9 protein-coding genes are annotated in these 20,676 nt (G+C 63.4%); 4 read left to right on the top strand and 5 right to left on the bottom strand.

Annotated features, from left to right (window positions below; translation table 11 throughout):
• Both VKT51_01050 and VKT51_01045 read left to right on the top strand, forming a co-directional pair.
• A partial coding sequence (locus tag VKT51_01050; protein ID HLJ82745.1) for a TOBE-like domain-containing protein occupies window positions 1-1,002 on the top strand: 1,002 nt, incomplete at its 5' end.
• A gap of 37 nt (window positions 1,003-1,039) precedes the next feature.
• A complete protein-coding gene (locus VKT51_01045; protein HLJ82744.1) occupies window positions 1,040-1,495 on the top strand; it encodes an Rrf2 family transcriptional regulator in 456 nt (151 codons plus the stop codon).
• On the opposite strand, the gene VKT51_01040 is transcribed toward VKT51_01045, so the two are convergent.
• Window positions 1,492-2,166: a formyltransferase family protein gene (locus VKT51_01040; GenBank protein ID HLJ82743.1), complete on the bottom strand. Its 675-nt coding sequence runs from the start codon at window positions 2,164-2,166 to the stop codon at window positions 1,492-1,494. The two genes, VKT51_01045 and VKT51_01040, sit on opposite strands and share 4 nt — an antisense overlap.
• Window positions 2,167-2,327: 161 nt before the next feature.
• Here VKT51_01040 and VKT51_01035 point away from each other — a divergent pair, with 161 nt between their 5' ends.
• Window positions 2,328-3,029 (top strand): hypothetical protein, encoded by a 702-nt coding sequence (locus VKT51_01035; GenBank protein ID HLJ82742.1) that lies wholly within the window; start codon window positions 2,328-2,330, stop codon window positions 3,027-3,029.
• Here the strand turns inward: VKT51_01035 and VKT51_01030 are convergent.
• The 3 genes from VKT51_01030 to VKT51_01020 form a co-directional block, all read right to left on the bottom strand.
• A complete protein-coding gene (locus VKT51_01030; protein ID HLJ82741.1) occupies window positions 3,026-3,598 on the bottom strand; it encodes an acyltransferase in 573 nt (190 codons plus the stop codon). The genes VKT51_01035 and VKT51_01030 overlap by 4 nt on opposite strands.
• Before the next feature lie 283 nt (window positions 3,599-3,881).
• Entirely contained in the window at window positions 3,882-9,740 is a 5,859-nt protein-coding gene (locus tag VKT51_01025; protein ID HLJ82740.1) for an Ig-like domain-containing protein, read from the bottom strand.
• Window positions 9,737-15,556 (bottom strand): Ig-like domain-containing protein, encoded by a 5,820-nt coding sequence (locus VKT51_01020; protein ID HLJ82739.1) that lies wholly within the window; start codon window positions 15,554-15,556, stop codon window positions 9,737-9,739. The genes VKT51_01025 and VKT51_01020 overlap by 4 nt, the downstream gene beginning before the upstream one ends.
• Before the next feature lie 29 nt (window positions 15,557-15,585).
• Here VKT51_01020 and pbpC point away from each other — a divergent pair, with 29 nt between their 5' ends.
• Window positions 15,586-17,883 (top strand): penicillin-binding protein 1C, encoded by a 2,298-nt coding sequence (pbpC, locus tag VKT51_01015; GenBank protein ID HLJ82738.1) that lies wholly within the window; start codon window positions 15,586-15,588, stop codon window positions 17,881-17,883.
• A 134-nt stretch (window positions 17,884-18,017) separates the two neighbouring features.
• Here pbpC and VKT51_01010 read toward each other — a convergent pair whose 3' ends face one another.
• Window positions 18,018-20,624 carry a zinc-dependent metalloprotease gene (locus VKT51_01010; GenBank protein HLJ82737.1) on the bottom strand — a complete coding sequence of 869 codons (2,607 nt, stop codon included), beginning with the start codon at window positions 20,622-20,624 and terminating at the stop codon, window positions 18,018-18,020.
• Between the last annotated feature and the right edge of the window lie 52 nt (window positions 20,625-20,676).

The raw sequence follows: 20,676 nt of genomic DNA, 5'->3' as shown, positions 1-20,676 counted from the left end.
GATCCATACATGAGCATCGCACTTCGCGGGGTCACGAAGCGATTCGACCGCCACGTGGCTCTCGATAATGTCAGCGTCGAGATCGAAAGCGGATCGCTCACCGCGCTCGTCGGCCCAAGCGGCGGCGGAAAGTCCACGCTGCTGCGCGTCATCGCCGGGTTGGAACGTCCGGATTCCGGCGACGTGTTGATCGATGGACAGCCGGCAGTCGACGTGCCCGTGCAAGATCGCGGCATCGGTTTCGTCTTTCAGCATTACGCTGCGTTCAAACATATGACGGTCTGGGAGAATGTCGCATTCGGACTTCGCGTTCGCAAGGTGCGGCGAGACGCGATCCGGGAGCGCGTCGATCAGCTGCTGCATCTCGTGCAATTGGAGGGTCTCGGCAGCCGTTATCCGAGCCAACTGTCCGGCGGACAGCGCCAGCGCATGGCCCTCGCGCGCGCGCTCGCGATACAGCCCGAAGTGCTTTTGCTGGATGAGCCGTTCGGCGCGCTTGATGCCGCCGTGCGGGCGGAGCTGCGCGCTTGGCTCCTGACGCTGCACCGTGACGTCCACGTCACCACGATATTCGTCACGCACGATCAGGGCGAAGCGATGGAGATCGCAGACCGTATCGTCCTCATCAATCGCGGCCACGTCGAACAGACGGGAACGCCGCGCGAACTCTACGAGCGGCCCGCAAATCCGTTCGTGATGTCGTTCATCGGCCCGATCACGCAGTTGGGCGACGCGTTTGTCCGCCCGCACGATATCGACGTGCATCGCGATCCGGCGGAGTCGTCGCTCGAGGCGATGGTGCAGCGCATCGTCCACTTGGGATTCGAAGTACGCGTCGACTTGATGCTCGCCGACGGGCGCGGCGCGTGGGCGCAGATGACGCGCGACGAAGTCGACCGGCTGGAACTGCGGCTCGGGCAGATCGTCTTCGTCCGCTCAAGCCGCGAGACGCGCTTTCATTCGGATCTGTCGTCACACGCGATGCTCGGCAATGCTGGCTAGTGGGAACCGGGCCCACACTCGGACAAGCATAGGGGCGATGCACGTCACAGCACGGGTCGACTACGCTTTGCGCGCCATGGTCGAGCTCGCGGTCGGAGCGCCGCAACTCGTGAAAGGCGCTCGCATCGCCACGTCCCAGGCGATCCCGCTGAAGTTGCTCGAGAACATCCTGTTGGATCTTAAGTACGGCGGTTTAGTGCGCGCGCAGCGCGGCTTCGAAGGCGGTTATGGCCTTGCCAAGCCTGCGGCCGACATCACGCTTGCAGACGTCATCCGCGTCGTCGAAGGCCCGCTGGCGAACGTTCGCGGCGAACGGCCGGAGACGATCGGCTACAAGGGCAAAGCCGAACCGCTTCGCGACGTGTGGATCGCGGTACGCGCCGCGTTGCGCAACGTGCTCGAGTCGGTGACGATCGCGGATATCGCCGAAGGCGAACTTCCGCACACCATTAAGCGGATGCTGGCCAAACCTGAGGCTTGGCTGCCGCATTAGGATCGGTCTGCGAAAGACCGATAGTTGACTTTCGTCTTGTAAACGGAGCCGGCGTCGACCACCTGTGTCGCAAACGGTTCGCCGGTGCGCACGTGATCCAAATAACGCACAAAAGCCGGACCTGCTTTTTCCGCGATGCGCAGCATCAGCAGCCTCGGTTCGACGATGCCGTCGACGGGAACGATCTCTTGATAGAGGATCTTGCCTGCGTCGATCTGCTCTGACACGTCGTGGATGGTGAAACCGGTATTACGCTCGCCGTTTTGCAGACACCAGTGCGCCGGCGTCGGGCCGCGATAGTAAGGCAGCAACGATGCATGGAAATTCACGAGCGACGAAAATTTCGCGATCGCGGCAGCTGAGAATATCTGGTTGAAGCCGGTGATGATCCCGACGTCCCCCGGTTGGATTCTATCGAGAAAGGCCGGGGCGTTGACGTCGGCGACCGCGATCTCTTCTAACGGCGCGGGGCCGTCGGTGCGGATACCGACGGCGGGCGTTCCGTCGATCGCCCGCCGCACGGACCGCAGCAAATGGACAAGGCCGTTTGGTCGGCCGGTCTTCTTCGTCGACGTGACCGTGGTTATGGCAACGCCATGTGCGCCGCTATAGGCCGTCGCAAGGGCGCGGAACGGCATGCCATATGAACCATTGTAGAAGTGATAGATCATCCTCTTAAAGACAATCGGCAATGTAGCTGTCCCGTAGCACTCTTTCAGTTCTCCCGCCGAATTGGGACTTTCAGACCGAGGCCACAACGCTCGCCTTCCGGTACAATCTCGATGCAGCCGTTATGGCTACCCCCTACTCTCAATGCATCGAAAGGCCTGAAGTGAAGCGAACCGTTGCCTACGCATTGCTCATCCCTGTTGCGCTTGCGCTCGGCTTAGTCGCATGCGGCGGGAGCGGCGGAAGTTCATCGCTGGCTCCGGTGACGGGTGCGTCGAAGCCGATCACCGATCCTGAGATCAATCCGCTCGACAGCGGATCGCCCTCGCCCGTACCGAGCACGTCGCCGACGCCGATTCAACTTGTGATCGGCACCACCGTCGGCACCGAGTATTTCCCTGAGGCGAACTCAGCCGGGAAAGCAGTCGACGGCTTCAATTGCCTGCTGCATGTCGGCGGCCCGGGCCATCACCATGTGCACCTGAGCCTGTTCAACAACGGCGTGCAGATCGCGCTCCCGCGCGGCATCGGCATGAAGAACCCGGATCACAACAACTTCATCTACCATCAGTCGTGTCTGTACTTCTTGCACACGCACGATGAGACGGGCATCATCCACATGGAGCCGAAGGTCGGCAACGGATCGTTCACGCTCGGCAACGTGTTCGACATCTGGGGCCAACCGCTGAACGCGACCGACGTCGCCGGCTTCACCGGACCGCAGCTGATCATCGTCAACGGGCAGACGTACACGGGCGACCCGTCGCAGATCGCGCTGGCGCCGTTCATGCAGATCACGATCGAGGTCGGAACACCGCTGCCTGGACCGCCGCCCACCTATCTGTTCCCGGTCGGTTATCCCTAAGCAGTAATCGCACTCGTCGCGGGCGCGACGCTCGAGCGTATCACTCGAGCGGGCGCGCCTGCTGCGACCGAGTACGGCGGTATGTCCTTCACCACGGCAGAGCCGCAGCCGATGATCGAGTGATGGCCTATCCGAACGCCGGGTGCAATCGAAGTCCCTGAACAGACGAGCACGTGATCTTCGATCACGACCGGGGCGAATTCAAAATCGAGCGGTTTCCACACGTCGACGTCGTCGGGTTTCACCTGACGGCCTTCGTGCGCACTGATGCTCACGTGCGACCCGAGGTGCACGTTGTTGCCGATGGTGATGCCGCCCGCTCCCCAGAGCGCGCAATACGGGCCGATCTCGCTGTTGTCGCCGATCTTCACATAGCCGCCGCGATCGTTCCACTCACCGCCGCGGCAATTGATGTACGCCCGGTGATCGAGGATGAGGCCCTTGCCGGCCGTCAGACGATCGATGCCGCGAACGACGACCCCTTCGCCGATGCTCGCGTCGGGCAACCGGTCGCGAAGCTCCGTGTCGCGCAAGCCGATGCGCAGTTGCCGAAGCGCAGCCCGAAGCACGCGAGCTCCTGGGAGCCCGAACCACCATTTGCGTGCGCGCGACGGCGCATTTTTCGACACGCTTACCTGCTACGCGGACTCCCGCCGCTTGCCCTACTTCATGTGATTTGAAGATGGCCTGATTTTTCGGCGGGGACTCATCGACTCTCTGAAGGGGCCGACGCTAGTCGGCCCGGCAAACATAACGCGGGCCGACTAGCGTCGGCCCCTTCGGACATGTGAACGGCCGATGTAGGGCGGACCTTTACGGTCCGCCGGCGGGCCATAGATGCCCGCCCCACATCTATGGCGTTACCGTCAGCGACGAAGACGACGAGCGGCCGAACTCGTCGGGCGCATATTCCAAGAAGGCTTGGGTCCCAGGCCATTCGTAGGAACCGGGCGTGACCGTCCGGGCGAGATAGTGCATCGTGTAGACGCCTGGCGCGAGGTAGTTTGCAAACGCGACCACACGATCTGCATGGATCTGCTGATAGTCGATCTGCCACGAACCCGCCATCGCCGTCTGCGATTGCGGCGTCGTGACAAATGACGTGTCGACCGCCTCCATGCCCGCGGGCAGCGGATCGACGATCACGACTTGATTCACGGGATGATCGGCTACGATCGTGAGGCCGATGTCGTAGACCCGAGCGGCGGGCAGCGACGTCGCGCTCGACGGCTTCGCCAAGCCCATGTGCGTTATGACGGCGCTGCTGCCCGCAGCGCGCACGTCGCGCGTGACGAGCAATCCCTCTTCGATTCCCGGCTGCGCGCCGCTCAGTCGATACGAGTACGATACGATGTAGTGCAGCGTGCCTGTACCGTCCTTATGCAGCAACAGCACGCTCGGGCCGCGCGGCATCTGAGCGATCGGCACGAAGCTGTCCTGCACCGAATTCTTGTAGCCTCGGAACGGTGCATAAGCGACCTGCTTGTCGGCAAGCGTTGCCGTCGCCGAGAACGCCGGCGGTTCCGGTTCGAGCGCAGCATAGTCGATGAGCGCGTTCAACGCTTGCGCATCGTCGTAGGTGTTCGCCCACGATCCCTTGCGCCGAAGCGCGAGCAGACTGCGCACCATGCGATCGATGATCGCCGGATCGTAGCGCTCTGCGACGTACAGGCGGACCGTCTCGGCCTGACCTTTCGTGATGGAATCGAACCACCACATGTCGTCAGGTACGTTGAGCACGGCATAACGCCCGGTCTCGTAGACGAGTTCCTGGATCTTGGCGGCCATCGCGTCGGCTTTTGGTTTCCATGCAGGCAATGCCGTCATGTAGCGCGCTAGTTCGATCTGCGTCACCAGGTCGAAATCGCCGCGAACGTTGTAAACGCTGTCGAGATGTTTGTCCGAAGTCTCGCCGAGTTGCGAAAGACCGAGCATCGCTTCGAAGCGCATTCGTTCAACGCACGCATCATTGCCGTTGCAGAAGCCGCGGGGATCCGGATCTTCGAGGCGCGCCTCGAGATAGCCGCGGGCGGCTGAAACCATACCGGCGTCCACAACGATCCCGGCTTGCTGTGCCCGGCCGAGCGCTTGCGTAGCATAGCCGGTCAGCAGCGGATCCGACTCACCCTCGCCCGGCCACCAGGCAAAGCCGCCGTCCATCTGCTGCAGCTTCTGGAGCGCGATGAGATCGGCCGCTGATTCTGCGACTGGGTCGATGCCCACGGCGGTCTGTCCGTATTTCTTGCCGAGCAGCTGCAGATCGGCGGCTACCATGATCCTGCTCGAAAGCGGTTCGGCGAACGGCAAGTACTCGAAGAGGAACGTGTTCTTCGCCGGAACGATGATCTCAGGCAGCAACGTGCTGGCCATCGTGATCTGCAAGCCCCCGGCGTTCGGATTGACGGCCGGATCGACGTCGAGCCCGATCGCCGCCTCGGCCGCCGTTACTCCCGTTTCGACGACCGACTCCGTGATGTCCAGCGGCCGAACGGTGAACGGCACGCGGAACGCATCGCCGTTCGGACCGAGAGCGATATGGAACTCGACGGTCGCCGACCCGATCGCGCCGGCGAGCATCGGATAACGCACTGATTGCGTTCCGCCGGTGGCCGGGAATTGCGCACTCACCGTCTGGCTGGCCTGACCGTTCGTATCGAACGACAGATCGCCGGTCAGCGTGCCGTTGACGAGCAGCGTACCGACGGTTCCCGTCGTGTTGTTCGTGGCGATCCCGCCTGCAAAGACGTCTCCAGGGCGCGCGAACTGCGGCAGAAGCGGGTTGGCGAGCAGCGCTTTCGTGACGATGAACGTCGCGTCGCCGTTGCCGAAGCGAAAGTTCGTTGGATCATCGCTCGGAGTCTGCGCTGCGGCTACGACAAGCACGCGCCAGGTCGTCAGATTGTCGGGGACCTTGAACGAGACTTGCGCGTGCCCGGTCGCATCCGTTTGAACGTCGCCGTTGAAGTATGCAAGCTGCTGGAAATTGAGGCGCACCGGGGCGGCTGGACCCTGCGCAGCTCCGCCGTTGGCAACCGTGACTTTCCCGAGCGTCATCGCGGGAACAGCATATTGATCTGCCGTGGCGGCCCGCCCGAGCACGCCGAACGGCGTCATCGGAGGCGAAGGCTGATCGAGTTTGGCCGCTTTCGGCTGCACCAAGTCAGTCACGAGCCGGTTGTCGCCCGCGACCGCGCTGACCGGCCACCCTCCGTACACTGATTGCACGAGATCCGGAAGGCGGTAACCGGTCAATTGAATGACCGATTCGTCGGCCACTACCACCGTGAACCGGCCTGACGCGGGCTTGCCGGAAAAATCGTTCGATTGCAGTTCGAGCGTTTGCATGCTGCCCGGCAGCAGCTGGTCGAGCTGCGGCTTGACAGAGACTTTAAGATAGCGGCGATCCAAGCGGACGTTAAGCGTCGCGCTACCAAATCGCACGAGACTTGTGACGCTTCCCGGTTTGAATGACTCAATCGGTTTGTCGCGCCGAACCAGCACTGCTTCGATCTGCGCACCGGGCACCATCGCAGAATCGACATTGAACGACAGTGTCGGCGCGCTTCCGTTCACGTGCTCGAATGCCCGCCATAAAGTGCCGCGGCGGATGACGGCGACATAGAGGTCCGCCTCGGCATACGGCGATTTGACCAGCACGGTTGCGCGGTCTCCGGGTTCGTACGAATTTCGATCGAGCTGTAGCTGCACGCCGCGCGTATCGGTGCTGTTTCCCCAGTCCACTTCGCCGGGGCCGTACACCCAGACGTCGCGATCGGTCGCACCGGCGTGCGACGTCGCGCCCTCGATATTCGCGGAGAGGCGATACCAACCAGGCGATTTTGGGATGAGCTGCGCCTGAGCGCTTTGCGTCGCAGGCGTCGTGATCCGCGCTTCCGGTCCGGACACCAGATACGCTCGGTCGTTCTTATCCCACGCGATCTTCGAGAGCGTCACGCGGACGCTGCGACCTGCGAGTTGCGTGCCCGCGATATCCGTCGCGACGATCGCGACGCGCATCGGTTTACCGGCGGCCACGAGATAGTCGGCGTTCATACCGATCTGAATCGGCGTCGGCAGTGCATCAAATGAAACGTGCGCCGCTACTGCGAGGTTCGACGCATCGCTCACTGTCAGTTCGGCGTTGTACGACATCGGGAACGGGAGATCGTTCGCGACCCGGATTGTCTGCAGCATCGCGCCAAGCGCGTTTGTCGTGCCGGTGGTCGCCAATACTCCATTCGATGGAGTCGGCGCCGGCATTGGATAATATTGCGGCCCCCACGAATAGGGAGCAGTCTCCCAGCCGTGCGGCACGAACTGCGTCTGCGATCGCGTGACGTTCAGGCTCGTCCGCGCGCCGTCGACCGGCTGACCGAAGAGGTAGTCACTCTGTCCTGCGGCCGTGACGGTTCCGCCCGCGACGACGATCGGCTTATCGACGGACAGCTCCACTTTGAAATTCGGCGCCTTGAATTCGGCGACGGTGATATCGCACGTCAGCGCGACTCCAGCTGGGCTGGTGGCGGTCAGAGTGTAGTTCCCCACGTCGGCGCTTGCCGGCACGACCGTGTCAACGGCGAACATGCCGAAATCGTCCGTGGTGCGGTTGCCGAGATCGTGCGTCGTGCCATCGGGATAGCGAAGCTGAAGGGCGTATCGGGTTCCCTCATCGCGATGCAACGCTCCGTCCTGCAAGTAGAACGCGTAGCCTTCGAACGATGCTTTCTCGCCGGGTTGGTAAAGACCGCGATCCGAGAACAGAGAGCCAAGCGAGCGGATCGGCTGCGAGTCCCAACCGAAGTTGAACGGATCCGACCCGTATTCGCCCGTTCCAAGATCGGCGACGGTCCAATCGCTTCCGGCGCGTACCACCGCGAGCATCGCCGGTCCCCACGATTCTTCGCCGCGCTGCACATCGTGCCACGGCGCGCATCGGCGGGCGTAGCGCGCGTCGATGCGCCCGACGCCATCGCCGTCGGTGAGGAACGTAGCGCAAGGCGTCGGCGGCTTCGCCGTCATGCTGTTCCGTCTGATATACAGGTCCACACGCGCTCCCGCGACCGGCGCTCCGTCGCTAAGCCTATGCACGAGCGCTATCGCTTCGCCGGGCATGATCTGCACGAATGCACCGAGATTGGTCACGTTGATGCGGCCGAACGTGACCACGCGGGAGTCGGGCATATCGTAGAGCGTACCGGGTATCTTTGCCGACATGCCGTACGCGAGGACGCCGTACTGTGAGCCCAGATGACGACTAAGATCGAGGTCAAGCGCGGTCTGCGTGTTTCGGGAGCCCGCGGCGGTGAGATCCGGCCAGGTCATGATGCTTGGAAGGCCGCGCGGTGAGACACCGGGGTTGTTCCAGTCGTACATCGGCATCCCGTCGTACATCGCATAGACGAGCGTTGTCGCGGCAAGCGGGTTGAACGAATCCTGATACGCATCGTTCGGCAAACTGATGACATTGGCCGGAAGCTTGAATCCGAGCGTCGCGGGGTAGACGCGCCAGCCCGCAATGGTCGAGAAATCCGCCGCGATGTCGCTTGTCGTGAAGGTCAGGGTGATCGCCTTACCGAGTGTTTGACCCCACACGTCTTTGAGCCCGGCACCGATTGTGACCGTGTACTTCGTGGCAGGTTTGAGCGCCCAGGGATCGAGCGTTATGTTCTGTCCGCCGAACTCAAATGCGTCCGAAGTCCCATGACGGGGCGTCGGTGCCGGCAAGATCTGAATCGCCCGCCTTGCCGAATCGGGGTCCACGGCGTTGTTGAATCGGACCGCCGGCGTGCCTTGTGCGAAGCGCTGGGTCGCGCGATATCGATCGCTTGCCCCCCCGTTGTACCCGGACCATTCGAGCGCGAGCGGGCTAAATGTCCGCACCCGCGCGACGTAGCGAACGCTCGACGGCAGATTGCCGAATGCGGGCCAAATCCCAGGTGCGATGATCAGTCGGTATGCTGTGTCCTTTGCCAGTGCGCTTTTCGGCTTGACATCGTACGTGCCGCCTTCGTCGGTCGCTTGAAACTGCTCTTGCGGTTGGATGATCCGGCTGAGGTACGGCCGAGGAAGGGTCGGACTGCTCGACGGCTGCGGCTCCACGGTGATCGCGATTTCGGCGCCGCTTCGTTCGTTCACCATCCGAACGCGCCGGCGCAGGGAATCGAGGTCGGCAAGTGCGCTCGTACCGATGTACAGATCGGGATGCAGGCTATATGGGCCGGGATCGGGCGTGCTGACCGACATCGGTTCGGTGTTGAACGTCCACGAAAGATCTCGCGCGAGCCGATCGCCGTCCAGGTCGGTGAGTCCGGCGGTCAGGGTGACGCGGACACGCGTCGCGAGCGGCATCGAACGATTCACTTCGAAGATCACCATGCGCGGCGTGACGAATCGCCAGGTGCCCGGCAGTTTGGGCGTGATCGTGAAATGACTCAGCGCGGCCTGCGTCTGCGCGCTCTCGATCTCTTCGAGTGGGATCACCGGCGCATTGAAGCGCACGCGGATCTGCGCGAGGGGATCCGCTTGCTGCGTCGGGCTCAGCTGGACGATCCACGGCGGCAGCGACGGGGCCGGCAGTGCGGCGACCGCCGGATAGGGATGTGGCCCGCCGGTCTCGCCTGAAGGCCTCGAACCGGCGGCGCCCGACAACGCAATCGCCGCCGCGATCCCGATGACGATATTCACGGCGGCTTTTTTCGGTCGCCCGATCATCGGGTCGTCACAACCAGTTGCGCGGATGCCGTTCGGCCGAATTCTTCAGGCGAATAGAGCAGGTACGCGCGCGCGCCCGGCCAGACGAACGTTCCCGGCGTCACAGTGCGCACGAGATAATGGATATCGTAGATCCCCGGCGGCAGCGTCGTGGCGAAGGCTCTGATCTTGTCGCGATCGATCACCTGGTAGTCGATCTGCCACGGGTCGCCCTTCGCCTGGAAGTAAGGAGTCGACGTGGCGAACGATGCGTCGACCGCCTCGAACCCGGCCGGCAGCGGGTCTTCGATGACGACGTGATCCACGAAGTGATCGGTGATGATCTGCAGCCCGACGTCGAAGACGTTCGCCGCCGGCAGTGAGATCGGCTGCGCGGGTACGCTGAGTCCGATCGAGGCAAGCACTTGGTCTTGATTCGCGGCGCGCACTTCGCGGAGCACGCGCAAGCCGGCGAGGACGCCGGGTTGGCCCTCGCTCGGGCGGTATTGATACGCGACCGTGTAGTGCAGCGTTCCGGTGCCGGTCACGCTCAGGCTGAGTTCGGATTTGCCCGCCGGGATCGTTGCCATCGGAACGTGTGCGCTCCGAAGCGGCCGGACATACCCGTTGAAGGTTTCGCTCGCGATGTTCGCGCCGCCAAGCGCGGCGATCGCGGTGAAGGCCGGCGCCGGATCCTGTGCGGCACCGTAATCGACGATCGCATCGAGGGCTTCGGCATCGTTGAAGGTGTCGCCCCACGAGCCGTTGCGCCGCATACCGAGCAGGCTGCGCAGCGCATTGTCTTGCAGATCGGTGGGAGCGGAGCGCACGACGAGCAAGCGAAGCATCAGCGCCTGCACCGACGTCTGCGAATCGTACCACTGCGACTCGGGCGCGAGACCGATCGCCGCGCCGCGCGCGGTGATATAGACGTTCTTTTCGAACGCATCGCTCATCGCCGTGGCTTGCGAATCCCAGCCGGGCGTTTGCGAGAGATAGCGCGCGAGCGCGAGCCGGGTCGCATCGCCCAACTGATCGCGGTTGGCATAGATCATCGGCAAGAAATCCGTTCGCCGGTCGCCCAGCGCGGCGAGCGCTTGCAGGTCCGCGAAACGCAGCTCGGCCGCGCACGCGTCCGACTTGCAGTAGTCGTCGTACGGATTGGCGAGGTTCAATTGCAGATAGCCCGTCAAGCCGCGCACGAGCGCGGCATCGACGGCGAGACCCGCATCTCTCGCACGCCCCAACGCCGAGCCCGCATACGCGCTGACGAGCGGTGCGGCACGGCTGCCGCACGGGCATTCTGCGATGCCGCCGTTGCTCTGCTGGAGCGCTTTGAGTTCGTTTATGGCGAGAATGGCTTGACCGGTCACGGCCACGTTGAGAATCGACTGGTCGTACTTCTTCTCGATGACCGCGATGTCGGCGACCATGCGCAGGCGGCTCGCGGCCGGCTCGGCAAACGGCAGTAGGTCGTCGAAGTCGCCTGCGTCGGCGGCAGTGCCGGCGACAAGAGGCACGAGCGAACTTGCGAGCGTGACGTCCAGGCCGCCCGCGTCGCGGGCCACATCCGTGCCGACTTCGATGGGTACTGTTGCGCGCGATTGCGTCGAGCCGGTGTCGGCGGTCGACTCCATCACCGCGTTGCCCACGATGTCGAGCGGCACGGAGAATGCATCGGACGACGCGCCAAGCCGGGTGTCATAACGAACCGTGGATGTGCCCAGGCCCGTTATGCGCATTTCCGAACGGAATGCGCTCGTGCCGGTCGGCACGCTCACGGTCTGCGTCGCCGACGACCCGACGAGCGCCAGCGGCCCTGTCAGAGCAAGCGTCGTGGTCGCTTGCGCTACTGCGCCTGTGGAGTTCGTGATGCTCACGCCCCCTTGGAAGTCGTCACCCGGGCGGGCGAATTGCGGCAGCAGTGCGTTCGTGACGAGCGGTTTGTTTGCGATAAACGTCGTGTCGCCGGAACCGAACGTCAGTGGATCGGGCGCACCCGCGGATCCGGGCGCACCGATCGCCACCGCCATCACGCGCCACGTCGTGAGATCGTCGGGCAGCGTGAACGAGATGCGCGCGTGTCCGGCTGCGTCGGTGCGGACGGCGCCGTTGAAGTACGCGATCGGTTGGAAATTCGTGCGCACGCGCGTGCCGGCTGCGCCGCTGCTCAAACCGCCGCCGTAGCCCCAGCCCTTTTCGCCGGCGAGTTTCTGTTTGCTCAACACGACGTCGGCGCGATTATCTGAGAACCGCGTGGAGATCGGCTGATCGGCGAACACCGTCTTCAGCAGATCCGGAGGACGGTAGCCGGTCAATTGCAGGATCGCCTCGTTCACGACCATGACGGCAAATTCACCGCTCGCCGGCTTCCCGTCGGCATCGAGCAGTGAAAGAGCGACGCTCTGCTCTTGCCCGGGCTGGACGGTCGCGGAGCCCAAGCGCAGTTTGAGATTGAGATGATGCGCGCTCACATCGGTCTCAAACGGCGCGAAACCGGCGCGCGCAAGACTGTCGAGGCTCCCCGAAGCCAGACTCGCGAGGGCCGCGCCCTGGCGGACCAGCACCGCCTCGACCGCGGCATTCGGCAGCATGTCCGGCGTCACGCGGAACGAGACTCGCGGCGCGCTCCCGCTCACTTGCAACATCTGCGACGTGATGACGCCGCGCCGCACGACCGCGAAGTAAAGTTGACCGCGCGGATATGGCGACTCGATGAGCGCGGTTGCGGTGTCACCGATCTTATACGTCTTCTTGTCGAGCTTGACGTTGAGACCGGACTGGTTCTCACTGCCCCACGAATACGGCTCGTCGCCGGCCACGTAGATGATGCTGTCGGACGCGGTTGCCTCCGATGTCGCGCCGCCGAGATTCGCGCGAATGCGGTACGAACCCGATGCCGGCGCAGTCAGCGAAACCGTCTGATCCGAGTCGCTAGACGTCACGTCCGTCGACGCCACGCTCGAATAGATCACGCGGTCCTGCGGAGCCTCGCCGCCTTCCACGATCTGACCGGCCCAGATATATTTCATGGATTGCAGGTCGAGATGAACGGCTTTGCCCGCGAGCGGTTTCCCGTCCGGGTCCACGACGACGACGTGCACGGAAAATGGTTTGCCGGCCGTGGCGACCCAGTCGTTGCTCAATCCGATGAGCGAAAGCGATGGCAGGGCCGTGAACGATTGGGAATCCGCAACCGAAAGATTGGAGATGTCGGTTGTCTGCAGATCGACGCGATACGACATCGGGTACGGAAGGTCGGCCGCAACGCTCACCGCTTGCGAACTCGCGCCGCTTTGGTCGACGGTTCCGTTGGCTTGGAGAACATCGCTCGTCACGGTCGGCGGCTGGTCCGGCCAGAACCATTGCGGCCCGAAGCTATAGGCGTCCCAGCCCTTCGGCGCGGGCGACATCTGTGCGCGCGTGACGAACACTTGCGTCTTGCCGCCCTGCACGGGCGCGCCGAACAGGTACGTGCTCATCCCGGTCGCGTTTACCGTCGACCCAGCTTGTGCATACGACTTGTCAAGCGTCAGCGCGACTTTGAAATTGGGCGCGCGGAACCGGGCCACGCGGAAACCGCCGGTGATCGTGACGCCGTCATCGCCGGTTGCGGTGAGCGCGTAATATCCGAGCGGCTGATTCTGCGCGAGCGTGAGCGACTGACTGAAGCTTCCGAACGAATCGGCGGTCGCCGTGCCGACGAGCGAGTGATTGCCGTTCGGATCGTCGAGCGCGACGCGGAATTGTGCGCCGGTCTCACGTTTGAGCTGGCCGCCGGCAAGCGCGAACGCCGCCGTTGCGATCTTGACGGTTTCGCCGGGCTGATACAACTGACGATCCGTATAGATCGCGCCGCGCGATTGTGGACGGCCTTGACCCCAATCGCCGTCGAGGCCGTCTTGCCACGCACCGTCGTACGAAAGCGTGCGGACGTACGACCAGTCGGTGTTCGTGCGGACGACGGTCAGGAGGTCGGGCGCTTGATCCGTATCCGTGTTCGTCGAGACGTAACCGGACATGCACTCCGCGATCGCGGCGCTCCCGAATCGCGCCACGCCGGTGGCATCGGTCGCGCCGACCGCGCACGGACTCGTCAGACTTCCGATCGTGCTGTCGTATGACGAATACGAGCGGTAGATCTGCACGGTCGCGCCGCTTGCCGGTGCGCCGTCGGAAAGATGATTGACGCGCACGATTGCCTGCGCCGGAAAGAACTGCGCGAAGACACCGAGGTCGGTGAGCTGGACGACGCCGAGCATCTGACGCGTCCGCCATTTGGTCCCTCCGTCGTCGTGGTATTGATTCGTGTCGGCTTCGATGCCGTATGCAAGCACGCCGCTCTTGCTTCCCAAGCGGTCTTCGATCGGCACCGACGTAGTCACGAGTTGATTGCGCTGTCCGGTCACGGGAACCGTCGACCACGCGGAATCGTCGGGGAGAATCGTCGACACGTTGCTCCCGGACGGATCGAACCAGACAAGGTCGTCCGGCGTGAGCGCTCGATATGCCGCGCGGAAGCCGGATTTCGGCAGATTGACCGTTGCGATGTCCAGCCGCAGGCCGGTGCCGATCGGGAAGATATGGAAATCCTGTGCGGCCCAGATGTCCCCGGCGAGATCGCCGGACCGATAGTGCGCCGTCACATCTTTGTCCAGCGTCTGACCGAATTGGTCTTTCAGGCCCGCGTGGATCGTGATCGTGTAGGCCGTGTCCGGGCTCAAGACCGCGGGATTGATTCCGATCGTGTTGTCGCCGTCGTATGCGTAGACGAGGCTTTTCGGATCGGATGGCGCCGGTTGTACGGTCACATTTGTGTTCGCCGATGCGGCATCGAGCGGGTTATTGAAATCGAGCTGGATGATTCCGTTGACGAATCTGCCGGCAGGCCCTTCGGCGTTCGGCTCGCCGGTTATCTCTGTTTTCTGCAGCGCGAGCGGCGAATAGGTGACGACTTGGCCGACGAACGTATCGGTGCTCGGGAGATTGCCGTTCGCCGGCGCGATGCCCGGCAAGAATTTTAGCGAGTAGTGCGTGCCCTTGGCAAGATCGGAGCGCGGCGCGATCGTGTAGTTCCACGAATTCTGCGATGCGTCAAAGGCCGTCGTCGAATCGCTCGTGTCTCCGTCGCCCGAATCCGGACCCGGTGTCGAGGTGTCGCGTTCAACGTCGATCGGAACGGACGTTCCGCCTTTGGCTGACAGTGTGGTATGGTCGCGTAACGACTCGATATCGAGTTCGGTGTTGGCGCGAACTTTGAGCACGGGATTCAGTGCGCTCGGCGTCGGCTCGTCTTGCGGCGAGCCGTCGTCCGCGGTGCCTGGAAGATTGGTCAGCGTGACCGGCTGCGTGTTGAACGTCCATGAGAGATCGGACGTCAGCGTGTGACCCGAGAGATCTGCAAGTCCGGCGGCCAGCGTGACCTTCACGCGCGTGGCCATCGGAATGGCGGCATCGGCTTGGAATCCGACCATGCGCGGCGTGAGCAAGCGGAAATGGCCTGCAAGAGCAGGCTCCACGGAGAATTTCGCGAGCACGCTCTGCGTCGCCGGGCTTTCGATGCTCGTGACGGGAACGATCGGCGACTTGAAGATGATGCGGATCTGTGAAAGCGTGTCTGCTTGCCCGAGCGGGCTGATCTGTTCGATCCACGGCGCGACCGACGGCGCCGGCAGCGGCGCCACGGCGGCCAACGGCACTGCGCGATGCGCGCAGCCGCCGGCGAAGGCGACGGCCAACACGGCAAAGACGCCGATGCGTATACGTCGTACCGGCACGTAAGCGACGCCGATCGTCTGCATGACTAACCGTCCGTCCATGCGAATCCATCGCGACATCCGCGCGTACCTTTGAGATGCTTGAGCACGTGCGCACATTCCTCGTTCGTCTGTTCGCGTTTACGCGCCGCCCGGGCATCCGCATCGCGTTCTTCGCCGCCCTTGCGTGCGCCGTTCTACGACTCATCCCGTACGTCGCGCCGATCCGTGCGTCGGCGCTTACGGCAGACACGCCGGCCGTGGACTTCTTCGATCGCAATGGTCTGCCGCTCGGCACGGTGCTCTCGCGCGACCAGGAACACACGGCGTACGTGCCCCTCGGCCAGGTCGCGCCGGACTTCGTCCATGCGATCGTCGCCGCCGAAGACGGTCGTTTCTGGCATCACGGTCCGCTCGACGGAGCGGCGGCGATCCGTGCCGCATGGCAGCTGCTTCGAGAACACAAGGTGGTCAGCGGCGCGTCGACGATCACGATGCAGCTCGCGCGCATGCTCGGGCCGAGCGGCGAAGGGGTCGCAGGCAAGGCCGCGCAGATCTGGGGGGCGTGGCGGATCGCGGCAGGCTCGGACCGCTCCCAGATCCTTGAGGCCTACGTCAACCGTCTCCCAATGGGTGGGAACGTCTATGGAGTAGAGGCTGCCTCACGCACCTACTTCGACACGACGGCGGCTCGCCTCGACCTCGCGCAGGCGAGTCTCCTGGCCGCGTTGCCGAACGATCCGACCGGCCTCGATCCGTACGACAAGCTGGCGGCCCTTCGTGCACGCCAGTCCTACGTGCTCGGGCGCATGGTCGCGGACGGATATGTCACGCAGTCGCAAGCGTCCGCGGCGAGTGCTGAGGATATCTCACTTCGCCCGCGCGGGGGCGGCATCGTCGCGGCGCCGCATTTCCTCTTCTACGTCGCTTCAGCGCTGCCGCCCGGCACGTCGCGCGTTCGAACCACACTCGACCGCCCGCTGCAAGAGTTTGTCGAGGCGCAAGTCCGTCAGACGACTTTAGACCTTGCCGGGCACGACGCACACCAAGCCGCGGCACTCGTCGTGGACAACCGGACCGGAGATGTCCTCGCGTACGCCGGCTCGGCGAACTATTTCGATCGAGCGGCCCTTGGCAGCAACGACGGGGTTCAGAGCCTGCGCCAACCCGGCTCGACATTGAAACCCTTCCTTTACCAGTTCGCACTGCAAGCGCGGTCGATCCATCCCAACACGATTCTCGAGGACGTCCCTTCGTATTACGCGATACCCGGCGGCGAGCTCTACAGTCCGAGCGATTACTCCGGTGACTATCTCGGCCCGGTGCGCGTGCGAATCGCACTTGCCGACTCCCTCAATGTGCCTGCGGTCCGAGTTCTCTCGTCCATCGGGGTCGCATCGTTTCTCGACCGGCTGCACGCGCTCGGCTTTTCGCATCTCAATCATCCGCCCGAATACTACGGGCTCGGTCTGACACTTGGGTCGGGTGAAGTGAGTTTGTGGGAGCTGACGCACGCGTATCTCACAGCCGCACGCGGCGGCGCCGCCGTTTCGCTGCGCACGATCGAAGGCAGCGCCGCCGCTCCCGCTGTGGACGATCTCATCGGCGACGCACCCAGCTGGGCACTTGTCACCGACATGCTGGCCGACGCGCACGCGCGCGCCGCGTCTTTCGGCGTCGACTCGATGCTCGCGCCGCCGTTTCCCGCCGCCGTGAAGACTGGCACGTCATCGGATTATCGCGATACGTGGACGGTTGGCTATACGACCGAGTACACGGTGGGTGTCTGGGTCGGCAACTTCGACGGCAGGCCGATGCGCAACGTCTCCGGGGTGACGGGAGCCGCGCCGCTCTGGAATTGCATCATGCTGCATCTGCACGAAGGACACGATCCTTACCCGTTCGCTCCCCCTTCGGGCCTCGTCCGCGAGCCGATCTGCGCCACGACCGGCGCCATTCCGGGACCGACGTGCCCCGCCACCGTCTTGGAATATTTGTATCCGCAGGATCTCGCCGCGTACTTTGCAACGCGGCCGTTGCCTTGCTGCGGGCCAGGCGTTCGCACCGCTGTGACGCTCACGTCTGCGCCCGTCGTCTCGGGTGTGCACATCGTCTTCCCGCGCGACGGCGACACGTTTGCCTTACACGTCGCGGACTCCGCGACTGAAACGACCGGAGCCCAGGCGCTCGAATTCCAGGCTGCGGCGCCAAAGGATGCGACGGTTCGGTGGCGATTGGACGGTTCGCAGTTATCCTCAAACGGTAGCGCGAGCGCCATCTGGCGCCTGCGTCCGGGGCGTTTCGCGTTAGAGGCAATCGCCGGACGCGCGCACGACCGCATCGAGTTCAGCGTGCGCCGCACCGTTCCTCAACCGCTCCCTACCGGCTTCTCCACCGCCCCGCCATGATGTATCTGACGAGCTGATCTGAAGGGGCCGACGCTAGTCGGCCCTCGTTATGTAGGGCGGACCTTTATGGTCCGCCGCTATGTAGGGCGGACCTTTATGGTCCGCCGGCGGGCCGTAAAGGGCCGCCCTATATTCTACGTCTTCAACGCCGTTGCGACGAGCGAGCGTAGCAGCTCGAGATGCGCGCGCGCGTCGCCATCGAGCGACGTCGACCGTAGCGACGTCGAAACCGAAGATGCCAACGAGTCGAGCTTGGCGCGTGCAGCGGCTTGCGCCGCAAACGGCGTGCCCGGCGTAGGAGCGGTGGCGATCGAGATGAGCAGACGCGCATAGCGCGCCTGCAACTCGCGCTGCAGCACCGGGATGTCGCGTACGTTTTTGGCGTTTAGGTCCCCGAATATCGTCGCCTGCATGTGATCGAATAGGTCGTCCACCGTCAGCGTCGGACCGCCCGGCGACTCGAGCGGATTGCGCACGAGCCGATCGAGCACTGCCGGCTTGAACATCGCATTGAGCGCTTGCTGTTGGAATTCGCCGATCGCGTCGACGATCGAATAGTCGTGCTGCGCCGGCGGATTGTACGCCCAGAACGGCAGATTGCCGTAGCCGGTCCAACTCACGTAACCGTAGCCTGACCATTCCGAATATCCAAGATGGCTCAGCAGCGTCGGTGAGACGTTCCATGCGCTGCTCGCGAAGACATACTTATCGAGCAGCGCCAGCGCTCGCTCTTGTTCGGCTCGCGGCACGGGCACGATCGGCGGTTGCGCGCCCGCATCGCCGCGATGTGCGCGCGACAAATATTGTCCGCCGATGTAGTTCTCGCCGATCCGCGCCAGCGATTGTTCTTTGTTGAACAGAACGCTGAACGCTTTGCGCTCGAACTCGTACGGCTCGCCCACGCGCGGCTCGCGTGAGTCCAGCGTGCGCATGAGCCCGCGCGTGAGGTCGAACTGCACGGCGGCCCACGCCAGGTTGTCGTTGGTCAGGTCGCCCGTCTGCACGCGAGGATCAACCGCGTGGCCGTCGCCCCACGAGACGTCCTCATCCGAACCGTAGCGATAGCGCGGATCCGACCATGCTTGCGCCCACCGTTCGAGCGTCGGCCATTCCTGGTCGGGCGTCGACGCGCCAGGAATGCGCGCGTAGCCCCATTTGATGGCGTAGTAATCGTATGGCCCGAGCGTGTCCATGAAATACGTGCCTTGGCTCGTGCCCTTCGGCCAGATATTGATCGGATCGTATTCCATGACCGACGAAACGGTACCGTACTTCGTCGTGAAGGCTTTGCTTTGCAGGTCCTTGGCCGAATATGCCTCCGACCCGATGAAGTTGTGCTGCAGCCCCATGTTATGGCCCATCTCGTGCAGCACGGTCGAGCGCATCGCGTCATCGACATACCAGTCCGGCAGACGATCGCCCCATTGCGGGTTCATCAGGTCGAGCGCGAGTGCCCCGAACATCCGATCCTGCGCAACGAATGCATCTTCGGCTGACGAGACGGTTGAGTCTTCCTGCGTTCCATTGTCGTTCGGCTGGATGAAATAACGCCAATTGTTCAGGCCGGCGGCATCGGCACTCAGCAAGATGCCCGTCCGAAACTCTTGGCCCGTGCGCGGATCGTACAGCGTCTGCGAGTCGGCGCCGAATGACGGCTGCCACTCGGTGACCCAGCGGATGACGCTGTAGCGGATGTCGTCCGGATCCCATGACGGATCGTCGGGCTGATCGCGCACTTGAACGGCATTGCTGATGCCGATGCGCTCGAACGCCGCATTCCACTCGAGCACCGCGCCGCGGATGGCCGGCCGATATTGCTCGGGCACGGTGTTGCTGATATAGATGATCATCGGATGCTTCGCAGGCGAGATCGATTTCGACGGGTCCGACGGCTGCATATTCCAGCGGATCAAATAGCGCAGTTTTCGCTCGACCTGATGATCGTGATCGAACTGCAGATAAATATCGTCGTAGATCCCGAGCCGATCGTCCGCATAGCGAGGTACGTAATCCGCGTCGCCGAGCGATTCAGCGAAATTGTACTCGATGCGCATCTGCACGCTGCGCGCGTCGGGCGCCGTGTCGATGACGTGCGGCGTCGATGTCGCCCAGGTCTGATCCGCCTCGATCAGCACGTTTTTTGGAAACGCTTTGGTCGGGCCGAAGAACGTCCGGCTGTCGTCCAGCTTGTACTGATCGCCGTGTGTGAGGTTTAACGAGGGATTGATGATGTCGGCGAGGTCGAGTTCATCATCGAGCAGCGGCGATGCGTCGAAGATCACGTCGCCGGATACGGGGTCGGTCGCGACGATCGAACCGATGCCCTCGACCGATTGCGGAAAGTTCCGTTCAATCGCGCGCGCGGGCGGCGTGCCTGGCGTGCCGACGAAGCTCGTGTTCGGCCAGACGATTGCCACTTTGTCTCCGATCCGCTGAAACCGCACGAGCATCGCCGGGAGATGATCCGTATTGCCCCACACGATGAACCAGCCGCCGGCGCCGTTGCCGGGGACGATCGACTCGATGTAATCGTGATCGAACTGATCCGGCTTGAGCTCGAGATAGACTCGGCCATCCTTGCGCCAGATGGTGAAGAGGCCGGGTTGCGATTGCGCCTGCTGCGTGAAGGTCGCATAATCGGACGGCTGCTGGCTCGCAGCAGCTCTCGCGGGCGTCGCCGACACGGTGATCGCCGCTAGCGCGGCCGCAGTGATCGCGGCTGCTATTCCGAGCTGTCTCATAGCGTCTGAATTTCCTCAAAAAGTTCGAGCGATGAGATTTCCTGCTTTGACG

This window comes from Candidatus Eremiobacteraceae bacterium, from assembly GCA_035295225.1.
Lineage (GTDB): Bacteria > Vulcanimicrobiota > Vulcanimicrobiia > Eremiobacterales > Eremiobacteraceae > JABCYQ01.
Note: the sequence above shows the minus strand (reverse complement) of the source record. Positions and strands in the feature narration are given on the sequence as shown.